We start from the raw sequence: 17001 nt of genomic DNA, 5'->3' as shown, positions 1-17001 counted from the left end.
TCATTCTCCGTTCGGGGTGGCGCGGCCCTGCGCGAGACGCGCGTTGCGCCTGTCGAGCGACGCCCCCTTGATCGTCGCATACGCCCACATGCCGCCGAAGATGATCGCGACGAACGCGATCGCCGGCACCAGGAACGCGGCGAGCGCGACGATGATCTGCAGGATCCAGCCGAGGATGATCCCCCAGCGGTGTCGCAGTACCCCCGAGACGGCGATCATGAGGACCGCCATGACGGCGCCCCCGACGATGCCCCACCAGGCGGGGATCGACTCGGGCAGCGCCTTCAGCCCGAAGACGACGAGTCCGGCGAGGAAGACGACGACCGACTCGAAGGCCAGCACGATGGAGCCGAGCGACTCCGCCGCACCGCGTGCGCGACGCGGTCGGGGCGTCCGGCCGGGACGACCGGCGGTGTCGGTGGTCACTCGCTCCACCCCGCCTTCCAGTCATCGGCGGTCGCGAGGGCGAGCGCCTCGCCCGCCAGCACGACCGAACCGGCGATGACGACGGCGCGGCGGTCGGCCGAGGCGGCCCACGCGCGAGCGGCTTCGGCGGCATCCGCCAGCTCGTCGTGCACCGTCACGGGCACCTCGTGCGCCTCCGCGATGTCGGCCACGGCGTCGGCGGTGGCGGCGCGCTCGGAGTGCGGGGCGGTCGCGAAGACGCGCGCCGCGATCGGGGTGATCTCCGACACGATGCCCCGCACGTCCTTGTCCTCGAGGGCGCCGAGGACGACGCCCCACTCGTCGAAGTCGAAGGCCGTCCGCAGCGCCTGCACGAGCGCGCGGACGCCGTGCGGGTTGTGCGCGGCGTCGACCACGACCGTCGGCGCGATCCCCACCAGCTGCAGTCGACCCGGCGACGTGGCCTCGGAGAGCCCCTGCGCGACGATGTCGGCCGCGATGGCGCGCTGCCCGCCGCCGATCAGGGACTCGACCGCCGCGATCGCCAAGGCGGCGTTGAACGCCTGGTGCTCGCCGTACATCGGCAGGTACTCGTCCTCGTAGGTGCCGGCGAGTCCCCGCACCGAGATCGCCTGCCCGCCGACGGCCAGGCGGTCCGCCGCGAGGGCGAACCCCTCGCCCTCGAACGCGATGGTCGCGCCCCGGGCGGCCGCGGCATCCCGCAGCACCCGCTCGGCCTCGGCGGTCTGACGTGCCGACACGACGGCGGCGCCGTCCTTGATGATGCCCGACTTGACCGTCGCGATCTCGCGGATGGTGTCGCCGAGGCGGTCGGCGTGGTCGAGGTCGATGGGCGCGAAGACCGCCACGTCGCCGTCGGCGGCGTTCGTGGAGTCCCACGACCCGCCCATGCCGACCTCCAGCACGAGCACGTCGATGGGCGCGTCGGCGCAGACGACGAACGCGAGCACGGTCAGCAGCTCGAAGAACGTCAGAGCCGCGTCGCCGGATGCCGAGAGCTCCGCGTCGACGAGATCGACGAAGGGCGAGATCTCATCCCACGCGTCGGCGACCGCCCCGTCGGAGACCGGCTCGCCGTCGATCATGATCCGCTCGGTGAAGCGCTCGAGGTGCGGGCTGGTGAACAGCCCTGTCCGCAGCCCGTGGGCGCGCACGAGGCTCTCGATGATGCGGCTCGTGGACGTCTTGCCGTTCGTGCCCGTCACGTGCACCACGCGGTACGTGCGCTGCGGGTCGTCGAGCAGTTCCAGCACCCGCTTGGTGCGCTCGACCCGCGGCTGCACCCAGCGCTCGCCCTGGCGCTTCAGCAGCTCGGTGTAGACGGCGTCCGCGCGATCCCTGTCGTTCATGCCGGAGCCTCCGCTCGGGTCACGGCGACGTGGAAGCCGCCGGTGTTGGCGTATGTGCCGGCCGGCACGAAGGTGACGTGCTCGGGCAGGTGGCCGAAGACGACCGGATGCCACGTCTCGGCCGGTGCGTCGGCGGGGACGTGCACGTCCCGGCCCGCGACGGACACCGCGTGTGCGACCGCGAGGGTCTCCCCCGCGACATCCGCGATCTCGAAGGCCGACGCCACCGCGTCGCCGTCCGTCTCCGCCGTGAACAGCAGGTGCAGACGGATGCGGTCGCTGACGTCGAAGCCCGCGTTCTTGCGGGTGTCCTGGACGGCGCGGATCACGTCGCGCGCGAGACCCTCGGCCTCGAGCTCCGGCGTCGTGGTCGTCTCCAGGAGCACGAATCCGCCGCCGGGGATGAGTGCGAGCGCCTCGCCCTCGGGCCGCCCGGTCGTCTCGAGCACGAGGTCGTATTCGCCCTCCTGCAGCGGGAGGCCGCCGGCGACGACCACCCCGTCGACCTCGCTCCAGTCGCCGGCCTTGGCCGCCTGGATCGCCTGCTGCACCTGGCGTCCCAGGCGGGGTCCGGCGGCACGGGCGTTGACCGAGAGGCGCGAGGTGATCCCGTAGTCGGCCGCCGTGGACTCCTCGAGCTCGATGAGCTCGACGCTCTTCACGTTCAGCTCGTCGCGCAGGATCTCGTCGAACTGGGCCAGGGCCGCGGCATCCCGGATCACCACGCTCAGGCGTGCGAGGGGAAGGCGCACGCGCTTGCCCTCGCGCTTGCGCAGCGCGTTGGCGACGCTGGAGACGACGCGGACGGCGTCCATGGCCCGGCGGGTGTCGCTGGAGGCCGGGAAGGCGTCGGCGTCCGGCCAGTCCGCCAGGTGCACGCTGCGACCGCCGGTGAGCCCCTGCCAGATGCGCTCCGAGACGAGCGGCAGCAGCGGGGCGGCCACGCGGGTGAGGGTCTCGAGCACCGTGTAGAGCGTGTCGAACGCCTCGGTGCTGCGGTCGTCGCCCGGCACGACGCCGCGCCAGAAGCGGTCGCGCGAGCGCCGGATGTACCAGTTGGTCAGCGCCTCGCCGAAGTCGCGCAGGCGCTCGGCGGCCGTCGTGGAGTCGAGCCCCTCGAGGTCGGCGGCGACGTCGCGGACGAGGTCGCCGGTCAGCGCGAGGATGTAGCGGTCGAGCACGTCGGTCGAGTCGGTGCGCCACCGCGCCTCGTAGCCGCCGTCGGAGGCGGACTCCGCTGAGCCTGCCGAAGCGTTGGCGTAGGTGGCGAAGAAGTACCACGAGTTCCACAGCGGGAGCATGAACTCCCGGACGCCCGCGCGGATGCCTTCCTCGGTGACGACGAGGTTGCCCCCGCGCAGCACGGAGCTCGACATGAGGAACCACCGCATCGCGTCGGAGCCGTCGCGGTCGAAGACCTCCGACACGTCGGGGTAGTTGCGCAGCGACTTGGACATCTTGAGTCCGTCATTGCCGAGAACGATGCCGTGGCAGCTCACTCCGGTGAAGGCCGGCCGGTCGAAGAGCGCCGTGGACAGCACGTGCATGAGGTAGAACCAGCCGCGGGTCTGGCCGATGTACTCGACGATGAAGTCGGCGGGTGCGTGGGAGTCGAACCACTCGGCGTTCTCGAACGGGTAGTGCACCTGCGCGTAGGGCATGGAACCGGAGTCGAACCACACGTCGAAGACGTCCTCGATACGGCGCATGGTGCTGGCGCCGGTGGGGTCGTCGGGGTTCGGCCGGGTGAGCTCGTCGATGAACGGACGGTGCAGGTCGACCTCGCCCTCCGCGTTGCGCGGCAGACGGCCGAAGTCCTGCTCCAGCTCGGCGAGGGAGCCGTAGACGTCCACGCGCGGGTGCGCGGGGTCGTCGCTCTTCCACACCGGGATCGGCGAGCCCCAGTAGCGGTTGCGGCTGATCGACCAGTCGCGCGCGCCCTCGAGCCACTTGCCGAACTGGCCGTGCTTGACGTTCTCGGGCACCCAGGTGATCTGCTCGTTGTTCGCGAGCATGCGGTCCTTGATGGCGGTGACACGCACGAACCAGCTCGACACCGCGCGGTAGATCAGCGGGTTGCGGCAGCGCCAGCAGTGCGGGTACGAGTGCTCGTAGCTCGCCTCGCGCAGCAGGCGGCCGCTCTCGCGCAGCAGGCGGATGAGCGGGCGGTTCGCGTCCATCCACAGCTCGCCGGCGACGTCCTCGACCTGCGGCAGGAAGCGCCCGCCCTCGTCGAGGCTCATGATGAGCGGGATGCCGGCGGCCTCGGTGACGCGCTGGTCGTCCTCGCCGTACGCCGGCGCCTGGTGGACGATGCCCGTGCCGTCCGAAGTCGTGACGTAGTCGTCGGCGAGGATGCGCCAGGCGTTCTGCGTACCCCAGGTCGCGGCATCCGCGTAGTAGTCGAAGAGGCGGTCGTAGGTGACGTCGACGAGCTCGGAGCCGAGGATGGTGCGCTCGACGGCCGCCGTCGCCTCCTTCGCGGAGGCGTAGCCGAGGTCTTTCGCGTAGTTCGGGAGCAGGTCCTCGGCGAGCAGGTACTGGTGCGACTCGGCTTCGGCCATCGGGTCGTCGCGGTGCACGTCGGCAGCGCCGCCGGGACCGGCGGACACGACGGCGTAGCGGATCTCGGGACCGACCGCGAGCGCGAGGTTGGTCGGCAGCGTCCACGGGGTCGTCGTCCACGCGAGGGCGCGCACGGCGGTCAGGCCGAGGGCCTCCGCCTTCGCGCCGGTGAGCGGGAAGGTGACCGTCACGGACGGGTCCTGGCGCATCTGGTACACGTCGTCGTCCATGCGCAGCTCGTGGGTGGAGAGCGGCGTCTGGTCGCGCCAGCAGTACGGCAGCACCCGGTGGCCCTCGTAGGCGAGACCCTTGTCGTGGATGGTCTTGAAGGCCCACAGCACCGACTCCATGTAGGTGGTGTCGAGCGTCTTGTAGCCGCGCTCGAAGTCGACCCAGCGCGCCTGGCGCGTGACGTAGTCCTGCCACTCGTGGGTGTAGGCCAGCACCGAGGAGCGCGCCTTCGCGTTGAAGGCGTCGATGCCCATCGACTCGATCTCGTGCTTCTCGGTGATGCCGAGCTGCTTCATCGCCTCCAGCTCGGCGGGCAGGCCGTGCGTGTCCCAGCCGAAGACGCGGTCGACCTTCTTGCCGCGCATGGTCTGGAAGCGGGGGAAGAGGTCCTTGGCGTAGCCGGTGAGGAGGTGTCCGTAGTGGGGCAGGCCGTTGGCGAACGGCGGGCCGTCGTAGAAGACCCACTCGGGGGCGCCCTCGCGCTGATCGATCGACGCGCGGAACGTGTCGTCGGCGGCCCAGTAGTCGAGCACCTCGGCCTCGATCTGCGGGAAGCGCGGCGAGGGGACGACGTCGGCGGCCGGCCCGAAGGCGCTCGCGGCGGCCGAGGAGGCGGGGCGGGGGTAGGTCATGTCACTCCAGCAGGTTGCGTCGCTTCCTGCGAGGACGACCCTCCCGTCGGAAGGACCGCGGTACCACCCCGCGTACCCGCCGCGCGCACGCGGCGGATCTCTCGTTCTGCGGCTGTGACGGGCCTGCCCCGTTCGGTTCTACTGGGCCGCGAGGGCTGTTCTTCCGAAGACTCCCCGGTGATGGCCGGATCGGCGCCTGTGCCTCCATCATACCGCGCGCGGATGGAGGCGTGGATGCCGCCGCTCGCGCTGTCGCGGACGACCGGTCGCGGGAATGCCCGCGCGTCGTCCGCGGTTGTGCGCGGGGTACCTGCACCGAGTCCATCAATGACCCGGCCGCGTGAAAGGATGGACCCCCGTGACCACGGCTCAGACTCTGAACGCTCCCACCGACCGCCCCTCCGCACCCCGCAAGGTCGCCTGGGCCTCCATGGTCGGAACGTCGCTGGAGTCGTTCGACTTCTATGTCTTCGCCTACTTCTCCGCCTACTTCGTGGGCCCGCTCTTCTTCGAGCCCCTGGGCGAGATCGGCGGCACGGCGCTGGCGTTCCTCACGATCGCCATCGCCTTCGTGGTCCGCCCCGTCGGCGCGGTGATCTTCGGCTACATGGGCGACCGCCTCGGCCGCCGCACCACGCTGCTGTGGACGATCGGCATCATGGGCATCTCGACGGGCCTGATCGGAGCGCTGCCGACCTACGCCCAGGCGGGCTGGCTCGGCGCCGCGCTGCTGATCGTGCTCCGGGTCGCCCAGGGCCTCAGCCTCGGCGGCGAGTGGGGCGGATCCATCCTCATCGCCACGGAGCACGCGAGCCCGGTGAAGCGCGCCTTCTACGCCGCCATCCCCCAGCTCGGCTCGCCGGTCGGCTCGATCCTGTCGGCCGGCCTCTTCATCGTCATGACGGTGGCGCTGCCCGCCGAGGACCTGGCCGCGTGGGGCTGGCGCATCCCGTTCCTCATCGCCCTCCCCCTGCTGGCAGTCTCGCTGTACCTCCGGCTGAGCATCACCGAGACCCCGGTGTTCCGCGGCGTCGTCGCCGAGGGCCGCCGCGACCGCACGCCGTTCGTGACGATGTTCCGCGAGCGCCCCGCCGCGCTCGCGATCGCCGTCGGCGCGGCTCTGCTCGGCATCGGCTCCTACTCGCTGATGAACACGTACACCGTGAACTACGGCGTGACGCAGCTCGGCTTCAGCTTCCAGGACCTCCTGATCGCCACGACTGTCGGCGGACTGCTGCAGCTCATCACCATCCCGCTGTTCGGCGCCTGGGCGACGCGCGTCGGCTCGGCGCGGGTCGTGGCGTGGGGCGCGCTCGGCACGCTGCTCATCGCCTTTCCGATGTACTTCCTGCTGCAGTTCGCCACGTTCCCGATCCTCGTGGCGACGATGATCGTCGGCGGCATCCTGCCGACGATGGCGTGGGCGGCGCTCGGCGGCCTCATGAACGACCTGTTCCCCGACCGGTTCCGCTATTCGGCGCTCTCCTTCGCCTACGCCCTCGCGGCGACGGTGAGCGGCTTCGTGCCGATCGTCACCCTGCAGCTGGGCACCGCCACGGACTTCGCGTGGTGGCACCCCGGCGTCATCCTCGTGATGATGTCGGCGGTCACGCTCGTCGCCGCGCTGGTCGCCGCACGCCGCGCCACCCCGGCGGTGGTCGGTGCCACCGTCTGACCGCGCCACCGCCTGACCGCGCCACCGCCTGACCTGCGACGAGAGACGCAGGTCAGACGGCCGGAGGGGCGGGGGCGCCCACGGGCGGCCGCGCCGAGAAGCAGGGATGGCGCGAAAGTCAGGCCATGATCGCGGCTGCCGCCTGATTCTGGTGCCATCCCTGATTCTGGATGCGGCCGAGGAGGCGCATGCCCGCGCCCTACCCGCGCCAAGCCCGCCCAAACAAGGCCCGCCCAAACAAGGCCCGCCCAAGCCCGCGTCCGTCCGCGCCGTCACGGCACGAGGTGCAGCCTCTGCGCGACCGCGCGCATGATGAGATCCTGCACTTCGGGCCAGCGATGGATGATCTGCTGGTAGCCGACGCGGATCACGTGGTATCCCCGCAGCATCAGCTCGGCGTCGTGGCGGATGTCTTCCGTGCGCTGCGCGCCGACATGGTGGCGGCCGTCGATCTGAACGACCAGTCGGTCGCCGATGAGCAGGTCGACGCGGTGTCCGCTGATCCAGATCTGCGCGCGGATCGGGAGGCGCAACCACGCCAATCGAACACGGAACAAGGTCTCGAGACCCGAGTCGGACCACGGCGACGCCGTGATCACGAGAGACCGCATCCGTGCACTGAGCGGCAGACGCAGGAGAGCTCCTTGTTCCGCGATTCCCTGCTGGAGAGCCGACTCGATCGTGGCGAGCGCCGACTCCGCGGGCTGACAGGCACACACGAGCGCGAGCACGTTCTCGACGCAATCGAAGAGCACGTGCGGTGCACGGGGAACGATCGGCTCACCCCAGTGGACCACTGTGCCGCGCGCCACATCGATGCGCGCGCCGCCGGACGGAGCAGCGACATGCGGCGGACCTTCCCCGAGCACCCACATCCCCATCCGCCGTGCCTGCGTGACGCACGAGACCACGACATTGCCGCGTGCCGCCGCCACGGCGAAAGGATCCGCATCCGGGGCGGCGAGCCACACCCGTCGCACACGCATCAGCGCGCCCGTCTCGACGAGCGCCGCAATCGTGCGCCGACGGTGACCTTCCGACACGAGGGCCGTTCCGCGCACGACTCCCCCCGCTGCACGTACGGCGGACAGGATCGACGCGTCCTCGTCTCGACTCCGCCTCATCCGCCCAGCGTGATGTCGCGGCTCGGTCTGTGTGCGACGCGGCCTCAAACCGGTGCGCTGGCCGGCCCGTCGGACCCGTGGGGAGGAACGGCCATCGTCGTGGGCGGCAGGGATCTCACGAAAGGCAGGCGAAAGCCCGCGATGCCGCCTGACTCTCGCGGCATCCCTGACTCTGGCGGCATGCCGGACCGGAGGGATACCGCCGCTCTGCAGCGTCCTGGGGGTCGCGCGGTAGAGCCGTCGCACGCACGACGCCGCGCCACCCCGGCGGTAGACTGACGGGGCATCCCACACTCAGGCACGCTCACACAGTGCCGCACATATCGCAGGAGAACCTCATGGCCGACGCCACCCACGCCCCGGGACAGATCCCCGACAAGCCGGCCCTCGAGGGTCTCGAGACGAAGTGGGATGCCGCGTGGTCGGCGCAGGGCACGTACCTGTTCGACCGCCTCCGCGCTGCGGACGCCGGTCGCGCCGGCGTGTACTCGGTCGACACTCCCCCGCCGACGGCCTCGGGAAGCCTGCACATCGGCCACGTCTTCAGCTACACGCACACCGACGTGAAGGTGCGCTTCGAGCGCATGCGCGGCAAGACGGTCTTCTATCCGATGGGCTGGGACGACAACGGCCTGCCCACCGAGCGCCGCGTGCAGAACTACTACGGCGTGCGCTGCGACCCGACGCTGCCCTACGACGCCTCGTTCACGCCGCCGTTCGAGGGCGGCGACAACAAGAGCAGCAAGGCCGCCGACCAGGTGCCCATCAGCCGCCGCAACTTCATCGAGCTCTGCGAGAGCCTGACGCTGGAGGACGAGAAGCACTTCGAGTCGCTCTTCCGTCAGCTCGGGCTCAGCGTCGACTGGACCCAGTCGTACCGCACCATCTCCGACGACACCATGCGCACCAGCCAGCTGGCCTTCCTGCGCAACCTCGAGCGCGGCGAGGCCTACCAGGCGCTCGCCCCGACGCTGTGGGACGTCGACTTCCGCTCCGCGATCGCGCAGGCCGAGCTCGAGGACCGCGACCAGCCCGCCGCGTACCACCGCGTGGCGTTCCACAAGACCGACGGCACCGGCGACGTTCACATCGAGACCACCCGGCCGGAGCTGCTGGCGGCGTGCGTGGCCCTCGTGGCGCACCCCGACGACGAGCGCTACCAGCCGCTCTTCGGCACGACCGTGCGCACCCCGCTGTTCGACGTCGAGGTGCCGGTGCTGGCGCACCCGCTCGCGCAGAAGGACAAGGGATCGGGCATCGCCATGATCTGCACCTTCGGCGACGTGACCGACATCATCTGGTGGCGTGAGCTCGACCTGCCGAACCGCACCATCCTGGGCAAGGACGGCCGCGTGCTCGCGGACGCCCCCGACGTGATCGTGACGGATGCCGCCCGTGCCGCCTACGCGGAGATCTCCGGCAAGACGGTCTTCAGCGCCAAGAAGACGATCGTCGACCTGCTGCGCGCCTCGGGCGAGCTCGACGGCGACCCCAAGCCCTTCACCCACGCCGTCAAGTTCTTCGAGAAGGGCGACCGCCCGCTCGAGATCGTCTCGACGCGCCAGTGGTACATCCGCAACGGCTCGCGCGACGGCGCGCTGCGCGAGAAGCTCACCGCCCTCGGCGCGGGCATGGCGTGGCATCCGGACTTCATGCGCGTGCGCTACGACAACTGGGTCGGCGGCCTCACCGGCGACTGGCTGGTCTCACGCCAGCGCTTCTTCGGCGTGCCGATCCCGGTCTGGTACGGGCTGGACGAGAACGGCGACCGCGACTTCGACGTCGTGATCACGCCCGACCTCGCCTCCCTCCCCGTCGACCCGACGATCGACGTGCCGCCCGGCTACACCGAGGAGCAGCGCGGAGCGGCGGGCGGCTTCGAGGGCGAGAAGGACATCTTCGACACCTGGGCGACCTCGTCCCTCACTCCGCAGCTGGCCGGCGGCTGGCAGCGAGACGACGAGCTCTGGAACCTGGTGAGCCCGTTCGACCTGCGGCCGCAGGGCCAGGACATCATCCGCACCTGGCTGTTCTCGACGATGCTGCGCAGCGCCCTCGAGGACGACCGGTCGCCGTGGACGGACGCCGCGATCTCCGGCTTCATCGTCGACCCCGACCGCAAGAAGATGTCGAAGTCGAAGGGCAACGTGGTGACGCCCGCCGACATCCTCGACCAGCACGGCACCGACGCGGTGCGCTACTGGTCGGCCTCGAGCCGCCTGGGCGCCGATGCGGCCTTCGACCCGCAGAACCCCACGCAGGTGAAGATCGGCCGCCGCCTGGCCATCAAGGTGCTCAACGCCGCGAAGTTCGTGCTGTCGTTCCCCGTCCCCGAGGGCGCTCAGGTGACGCATGCGCTGGATGCCAGCATGCTCGCCGCCCTCGACACGGTGATCCGCGACGCGACGAAGGCCTTCGAGGCCTACGACCACGCGCGGGCGCTGGAGATCACGGAGTCGTTCTTCTGGACGTTCTGCGACGACTACCTCGAGCTCGTCAAGGAGCGCGCCTACGACCAGACCGACGTCGGTCAGGCGTCGGCGGCGCTCGCGCTGCGTCTTGCGCTGTCGCGGCTGCTGCGCCTGTTCGCCCCGGTGCTGGCGTTCGCGGCCGAGGAGGCGTGGTCGTGGTTCGAGGAGGGCTCGGTGCACACCGCCTCGTGGCCGGAGCCGTCCGGCATCGACGGCGACCCGGCGGTGCTGCGGGCCGCGTCCGCCGCGCTCATCGGCATCCGCCGCGCGAAGACCGAGGCCAAGGCCTCGCAGAAGACGCCCGTCACGAGCGTGACGATGAGTGCTCCCGCCGAGACCGTCGCGGCGCTGAAGAGCGCCGAGGGCGACCTCAAGGCCGTCGGGCGCATCGCGCGCATCGACTTCGTCGACGGCGAGACCCTCGCCGTCACCGACATCGAACTCGGAGAGGTCTGACATGCAGCTCGGAACCCGCTGGCCGGCCCGCACCACCCCGCCCCGCGCCGTGCCCGACGTGCTGCACGCGCAGATCGCCGCGGTCGAGGGACTCATCGACGAGCGGCAGTTCGCGCTGCAGCCGACGCCGTCGTGGACCCTCACGTTCCTGGAGGGCCGCGCCGTGGCCGAGCTCGACACCGGCGTGATCGTCACCACGGACGCCTCGGGCGAGGTCGTCGTGCGCCACGACGAGGACGACGAGTTCGCCTGAGCCGGTCTGCTGATGTCCCGCGGCACGTTCACCTGACGCGCACTGCGGGAGCGCCGGGCCGTGTGCCGCATTCGGGTCAGGTGACCCGGACTGCGAGAGCTCCGGCGCGGCTCAGCGCCGCAGCAGCCCGAGTCGCACGGCGTCGGCGCGCATGCGCTCGCGCTCGAGGTCGGCGAAGGCGTAGCCCGCGTCGCGGCGCTCCGCTCGGCGGCGAGCGCTGTCCGCCGCGGCCGAGATGAGCAGGCGGCCGGCGCCGAGGAGCGCGCGTTCGATGCGCGTGCCGCGGGCCGCGGCATCCGTCCACGAAGTGGTGGTGATGGTCATGGTGGTCATGGGGTACTCCTCACTCCGGGAGGGGGAACATGTCGGTGCGGATGGTGACGGGGCGGACGCCCTCGCCGGTCTGATCGCGGTGGCGCTGGACGTAGTCGTCGACGAGACCCGCGACCGCTGACACGAGCTCCGAGAGCTGCGCGGGGGTGAGGCGGGCGGTGGCCGTCGAGATGACCGCGGCGTCCTCCCAGCCGTCCTGCGTGTCGGCGTCGAGCCCGCCGAGGGCGAACTCCATGAGCTGCTCGTGGCGACGGTTGAGCGTCTCGGTGAGGACGATCTGCGAGGCCGCGCGACCGGACGGCGTGCGCATCGCGCTCGGGTTGTTGAGCGAGACGGAGCCCCGCGGGCGCTCCCACCACCGCTCGCGCGCCGTCCCGCGGTCGGGCACCTCGCGGATGAGGTCCTGCGCCGCAAGAGCGCGGAGGTGATAGCTGGTCGAGCCGGACGACTCCCCCAGCCGCTCCGCCAGCGAGCTGGCCGTCTGAGGGCCGTACTGGCTGAGGATGTCGTAGATCCGCACCCGGATCGGGTGCGCCAGTGCGCGCAGTGCCCCCGCATCGAGCACGCGGTCGGGCGTGTGCGGTGCTCCGCCGCCGGCGGGCCTCTGCGTGTCGTCGGTCATAATGCAACGATACCTTTGCCGAGAAATATTTGCAACATGAGATTTGCAAAGGATCAATTGCACCGTCGGCGGCGGGGCTAGCCTGGAGAGCATGACGGATGCTGCAGCCAACCCCCTTCTGACGCCCAGCTCGCTCCCCTACGCCCTCCCCCCGTACGCCGAGATCCGCGCCGAGCACTATCTGCCCGCGTTCGAAGCCGCTTTCGCCGAGCACCGCCGGGAGGTGGCCGACATCACGCGGGTGCGGTCGATGCCGACCTTCGAGAACACCATGGTGGCCCTCGAGCGCAGCGGCTCGCTGCTGGACCGCGTCGCCCGGGCGTTCTACACCGTGTCGTCGGCCGATGCCACGGCCGAGATCCAGGCGATCGACGAGACGCTCGCGCCGCTCATGTCGGCCCACCACGACGCCATCCAGCTCGACAGCGCGCTCTACTGGCGCATCAGCACCCTGCACGACCAGCTGGAGAGTCTCGGACTCGACCCCGAGCAGGAGCGCCTCGTGCGCCGGCACCACCGGGAGATGACCCTCGCCGGCGCCGGCCTCGACGACGACGCCAAGTCGCGTCTCACCGACTTGAACCAGCGGCTGTCGACGCTGACCACGACGTTCGAGAAGAACCTGCTCGCCGACACCAACGACCTCGCGGTCGTCTTCGACGACGCGTCCGAGCTCGACGGCCTCACCGACGGCGAGCTGTCCGCGGCCGCGCGGGCTGCCGAGGACCGCGGACTCCCCGGACGCTACGTCGTCACCCTGACCCTCTTCACCGGTCACCCCTACCTGGCGGTGCTCACCGATCGCGAGAGCCGCCGTCGCATCATGGAGGCCTCGCGCTCGCGCGGCTCCCGCGGCGACGTGAACGACAATCGCGGCGTCCTGCGTGAGATCGTGCGGCTGCGCGCGAAGCGCGCCGAACTGCTCGGCTATCCGTCGCACGCGGCCGCCGTCACGGCCGACGAGACCGCGGGGACGCCGGAGGCGGTTCACGATCTGCTTCGTCGGCTCGCACGACCCGCCGCCGCCAACGCCGTGCGCGAGCAGCAGGCGCTGCAGGCGATCATCGATGACGCCGACGCCCCGTTCCGGCTGGAGGCGCACGACTGGGCGTTCTACACGGAGAAGGTGCGGGCCGCCGAGTACGACCTCGACCGCTCCGCGCTGCGGCCGTGGTTCGAGGCGGAGCGCGTGCTGACCGACGGCGTCTTCGCCGCGGCGACGGCGCTCTACGGCATCACCTTCGCCGAGCGCGCCGACCTGCGGGCGTACCGCCCCGACGTGCGGGTGTTCGAGGTGTCCAACGAGGACGGCTCGCCGCTCGGGCTTTACCTCCTCGACCTGTATACCCGCGACACGAAGCGCGGAGGCGCGTGGATGAACTCCCTCGTCGCCCAGTCGCACCTGCGCGGCACCGCCCCGGTCGTCGTCAACAACCTCAACGTCCCGCAGCCGGCGCCCGGGCAGCCGACGCTCCTCACCCTCGACGAGGTGACGACCATCTTCCACGAGTTCGGTCACGCGCTGCACGGGCTGTTCGCGACGGTCACCTACCCGCACTTCGCCGGCACGGCGGTCTTCCGCGACTTCGTGGAGTTCCCGAGCCAGGTCAACGAGATGTGGATCTACTGGCCCGAGGTGCTCACGGCGTACGCGCGCCACGTCGAGACGGACGAGCCGCTGCCGGCCGACGTCATCGAGAAGCTCACCGCGTCGGAGACCTTCAACCAGGGCTTCTCCACGAGCGAGTACCTCGCGGCATCCTGGATCGACCAGGCCTGGCACGGTCTCAGCCGTGCCGAGGCCGACGCCGACCTCGACGTCGCAGCCTTCGAGGCCGCCGCGCTGGCCGACATCGGACTGGACAACCCGGTCGTGCCGACGCGGTACTCGTCGACGTACTTCGCGCACGTCTTCTCGGGCGGCTACAGCGCCGGCTATTACTCCTACATCTGGAGCGAGGTGCTCGACGCCGACGCCGTCGAGTGGTTCCACGAGAACGGCGGCCTGACGCGCGCCAACGGCGACCGCTTCCGCCACCGTCTGCTCGGCGTCGGCGGGTCGAAGGATCCGCTCGAGGCCTATCGCGACTTCCGGGGCCGGGATGCCGCCATCGAACCCCTGCTGGAGCGTCGCGGCCTCACCGGCTGACCGTCACGCGGGGGTCGCGGCGACCTCGTAGACGAGGCGGGCGAACGGTCCGACGGCCGTTGCGGAGGCGAGCCGCAGGCGGTCGGATTCGAGCCGCCGCGGCAGCAGCGGCGCCCCACCCGTGAGGAGCACCGGAGCGATCGAGACCGCGATCTCGTCGAGCAGTCCCGCGTCGAGGAACTGACCGGCGAGGTCGCCGCCGCCCACGATCCACACGTCGCGCGCTCCGGCAGCGGCGCGGATCGCCGGCATGGCGTCCGCGACGGAGCCCGAGACGAAGGTGATGTCCGCACCCTCGGGCACGGGCAGGTCGCGCGTCGTGAACACGAATGTGGGACGGTCGCCGTGGAATTCCTGCCACTTCTGCGGGTGGGCCAGGATGTCGGACTCGGCGAGCACCCACTCGTACGTCGTCGAGCCCTCCACCATCACGCCGGCGTCGGCGGGCAGCAGCCCCTCATCGGGGCTCTGTCCGCCGTCGACCGCGAACAGCCAGGCGAGAGAGTTCTGCTCGTCGGCGATCCAGCCGTTGAGCGAAGTGGCGGTGTCGAAGACGATGCGTGTCATGCCGACGACCGTAGCGCCGGCCGCAGACACCGGAGGGTCAGGCGCTCTTGCGCTTCTCCCGCAGGATGACGGTCGGAGCGGCGCCGTCGTCGACCGCGGCGCGGGTGATGACCACCTTCGCGACGTCTTCGGCCGAGGGGATGTCGAACATGATCGGGCCGAGCACGTCCTCCAGGATCGCGCGGAGGCCGCGGGCACCGGTCTTGCGCAGCACGGCGAGGTCGGCGATCGCACGCAGGGCGTCGTCGTCGAACTCCAGCTCCACGCCGTCGAGCTCGAACATGCGCTGGTACTGCTTCACCAGCGCATTGCGCGGGGCCGTGAGGATCTCCATCAGCGCGTCCTGGTCGAGCGGCGTGACCGAGGCGACGACGGGCAGGCGGCCGATGAACTCCGGGATGAGGCCGAACTTGTGGAGGTCTTCCGGCAGCACCTCGGAGAAGAGGCTCTGGTCGTCGTCCTTGTCGTGCAGCGGAGCGCCGAAGCCGATGCCGTGCTTGCCGACGCGGCTGGAGACGATGTCTTCCAGGCCGGCGAAGGCGCCCGCCACGATGAACAGCACGTTCGTGGTGTCGATCTGGATGAACTCCTGATGCGGATGCTTGCGCCCGCCCTGCGGCGGGACGGAGGCCACCGTTCCCTCGAGGATCTTCAGGAGCGCCTGCTGCACGCCCTCCCCCGACACATCGCGCGTGATCGAGGGGTTCTCGGCCTTGCGGGCGATCTTGTCGACCTCGTCGATGTAGATGATGCCGGTCTCGGCGCGCTTCGTGTCGAAGTCGGCGGCCTGGATCAGCTTGAGGAGGATGTTCTCGACGTCTTCGCCGACGTAGCCGGCCTCGGTCAGCGCCGTGGCGTCGGCGACGGCGAACGGCACGTTGAGCCGCTTGGCGAGCGTCTGCGCGAGATAGGTCTTGCCGCAGCCGGTCGGGCCGATGAGCAGGATGTTGCTCTTGGCGATCTCGACCTCTTCGGCCCGCTGCTCCGCGGTCTGCAGCGTGCCGTGGGCGCGGATGCGCTTGTAGTGGTTGTATACGGCGACGGACAGGGCGCGCTTGGCGGCTTCCTGGCCGACGACGTACTCCTCGAGGAACGAGAAGATCTCGCGCGGCTTCGGCAGATCGAAGTCGGACACGACGCCGGTGGTCGACTCGGCCATCCGCTCTTCGATGATCTCGTTGCACAGCTCGACGCACTCGTCGCAGATGTAGACGCCCGGACCGGCGATCAGCTGCTGCACCTGCTTCTGGCTCTTGCCGCAGAAGGAGCACTTGAAAAGGTCGGCGCTCTCACCGATGCGTGCCATCAGGCTCCTCCTCATCGCCGGGGCTTCCCCGACCACTCCGACGAGCCTAGCCTCTGGTGTCGACATCGGCCGGATTGCGGCGCGCGTTGTGAACAGCCCCTCGCACGACGAACGCCCCGCCTCTGACGAGACGGGGCGTTCGCGGCATCCGATCAGCTGGTCAGCGCCGCCGGCACGCGCTTGCGCGTGGTGAGGACCTGGTCGACGAGACCGTACTCGACGGCTTCGACACCCGACAGGATCTTGTCGCGGTCGATGTCGCGGTTGACCTGTGCGACGTCGCGGTGGGAGTGCTTGGCCAGCGTCTCCTCGAGCCACGTGCGCATGCGCAGGATCTCCGCCGCCTGGATCTCGATGTCCGACGCCTGGCCGTGTCCCGCCTCGCCCATGGCGGGCTGGTGGATCAGGATGCGGGCGTTGGGCAGCGCCAGGCGCTTGCCGGGAGCACCCGCGGCCAGCAGCACGGCCGCAGCCGACGCGGCCTGGCCCAGCACCACCGTCTGGATCTGGGGGGAGATGTACTGCATCGTGTCGTAGATCGCCGTCATGGCCGTGAACGAGCCGCCGGGCGAGTTGATGTACATGATGATGTCGCGGTCGGGATCCTGGCTCTCGAGCACGAGGAGCTGGGCCATGACGTCGTCGGCCGAGGCGTCGTCGACCTGCACGCCGAGGAAGATGACGCGGTCCTCGAAGAGCTTGTTGTACGGGTCCTGGCGCTTGAAGCCGTAGGCCGTGCGCTCCTCGAACTGGGGCAGGATGTAGCGGCTGCCGGGCATCTGGATGCCGCGGGCCTGCGGTGCGCCGAAGGTGGGGGTTTCCATGTGTCGTTCCTGTCTTTC

At 70.4% G+C, this 17001-nt stretch carries 13 protein-coding genes; 4 read left to right on the top strand and 9 right to left on the bottom strand.

What is annotated here, in order from left to right:
- The 3 genes from ABC304_RS12990 to ileS are packed head-to-tail and all read right to left on the bottom strand — an operon-like array spanning position 1 to position 5203.
- Positions 1-426 (bottom strand): DUF4233 domain-containing protein, encoded by a 426-nt coding sequence (locus ABC304_RS12990; protein ID WP_412931229.1) that lies wholly within the window; start codon positions 424-426, stop codon positions 1-3.
- Positions 423-1775, bottom strand: a complete 1353-nt coding sequence (locus tag ABC304_RS12985) for a bifunctional folylpolyglutamate synthase/dihydrofolate synthase (RefSeq protein ID WP_412931227.1) — start codon at positions 1773-1775, stop codon at positions 423-425. The genes ABC304_RS12990 and ABC304_RS12985 overlap by 4 nt, the downstream gene beginning before the upstream one ends.
- Positions 1772-5203, bottom strand: a complete 3432-nt coding sequence (gene ileS / locus ABC304_RS12980; protein ID WP_412931226.1) for an isoleucine--tRNA ligase — start codon at positions 5201-5203, stop codon at positions 1772-1774. The genes ABC304_RS12985 and ileS overlap by 4 nt, the downstream gene beginning before the upstream one ends.
- Positions 5204-5561: 358 nt before the next feature.
- On the opposite strand from ileS, the gene ABC304_RS12975 reads away from it, so the two are divergent.
- Positions 5562-6878 carry an MFS transporter gene (locus ABC304_RS12975; RefSeq protein WP_412931225.1) on the top strand — a complete coding sequence of 439 codons (1317 nt, stop codon included), beginning with the start codon at positions 5562-5564 and terminating at the stop codon, positions 6876-6878.
- A gap of 272 nt (positions 6879-7150) precedes the next feature.
- On the opposite strand, the gene ABC304_RS12970 is transcribed toward ABC304_RS12975, so the two are convergent.
- Positions 7151-8002, bottom strand: a complete 852-nt coding sequence (locus ABC304_RS12970; protein WP_412931223.1) for an endonuclease domain-containing protein — start codon at positions 8000-8002, stop codon at positions 7151-7153.
- A gap of 338 nt (positions 8003-8340) precedes the next feature.
- On the opposite strand from ABC304_RS12970, the gene valS reads away from it, so the two are divergent.
- Together valS and ABC304_RS12960 are read left to right on the top strand one after the other, a co-directional pair.
- Entirely contained in the window at positions 8341-10929 is a 2589-nt protein-coding gene (gene valS, locus ABC304_RS12965; RefSeq protein ID WP_412931221.1) for a valine--tRNA ligase, read from the top strand.
- 1 nt (position 10930) lies between these two features.
- Positions 10931-11182 carry a hypothetical protein gene (locus tag ABC304_RS12960; protein ID WP_412931219.1) on the top strand — a complete coding sequence of 84 codons (252 nt, stop codon included), beginning with the start codon at positions 10931-10933 and terminating at the stop codon, positions 11180-11182.
- Between the two features lie 111 nt (positions 11183-11293).
- On the opposite strand, the gene ABC304_RS12955 is transcribed toward ABC304_RS12960, so the two are convergent.
- Positions 11294-11515, bottom strand: coding sequence for a hypothetical protein (locus ABC304_RS12955; protein ID WP_412931218.1), 222 nt, complete (start codon positions 11513-11515; stop codon positions 11294-11296).
- A gap of 10 nt (positions 11516-11525) precedes the next feature.
- A complete protein-coding gene (locus ABC304_RS12950; protein ID WP_412931216.1) occupies positions 11526-12137 on the bottom strand; it encodes an ArsR/SmtB family transcription factor in 612 nt (203 codons plus the stop codon).
- Positions 12138-12228: 91 nt separating this feature from the next.
- Between ABC304_RS12950 and ABC304_RS12945 the strand changes: the two genes are divergently transcribed.
- Positions 12229-14286 (top strand): M3 family metallopeptidase, encoded by a 2058-nt coding sequence (locus ABC304_RS12945; RefSeq protein ID WP_412931214.1) that lies wholly within the window; start codon positions 12229-12231, stop codon positions 14284-14286.
- Positions 14287-14289: 3 nt separating this feature from the next.
- On the opposite strand, the gene ABC304_RS12940 is transcribed toward ABC304_RS12945, so the two are convergent.
- From ABC304_RS12940 to ABC304_RS12930, 3 genes are all read right to left on the bottom strand, one after another.
- Positions 14290-14853 carry a dihydrofolate reductase family protein gene (locus ABC304_RS12940; RefSeq protein WP_412931212.1) on the bottom strand — a complete coding sequence of 188 codons (564 nt, stop codon included), beginning with the start codon at positions 14851-14853 and terminating at the stop codon, positions 14290-14292.
- A 37-nt stretch (positions 14854-14890) separates the two neighbouring features.
- Positions 14891-16159: an ATP-dependent Clp protease ATP-binding subunit ClpX gene (clpX, locus tag ABC304_RS12935; RefSeq protein ID WP_412931210.1), complete on the bottom strand. Its 1269-nt coding sequence runs from the start codon at positions 16157-16159 to the stop codon at positions 14891-14893.
- A gap of 152 nt (positions 16160-16311) precedes the next feature.
- Positions 16312-16983: an ATP-dependent Clp protease proteolytic subunit gene (locus tag ABC304_RS12930; protein WP_412931208.1), complete on the bottom strand. Its 672-nt coding sequence runs from the start codon at positions 16981-16983 to the stop codon at positions 16312-16314.
- Positions 16984-17001 lie beyond the last annotated feature (18 nt).

This window comes from Microbacterium jepli (assembly GCF_047237905.1).
GTDB lineage: Bacteria > Actinomycetota > Actinomycetes > Actinomycetales > Microbacteriaceae > Microbacterium.
The sequence above is the reverse complement of the archived record's forward strand: the minus strand, read 5'-3'. Positions and strand labels throughout refer to the sequence as shown.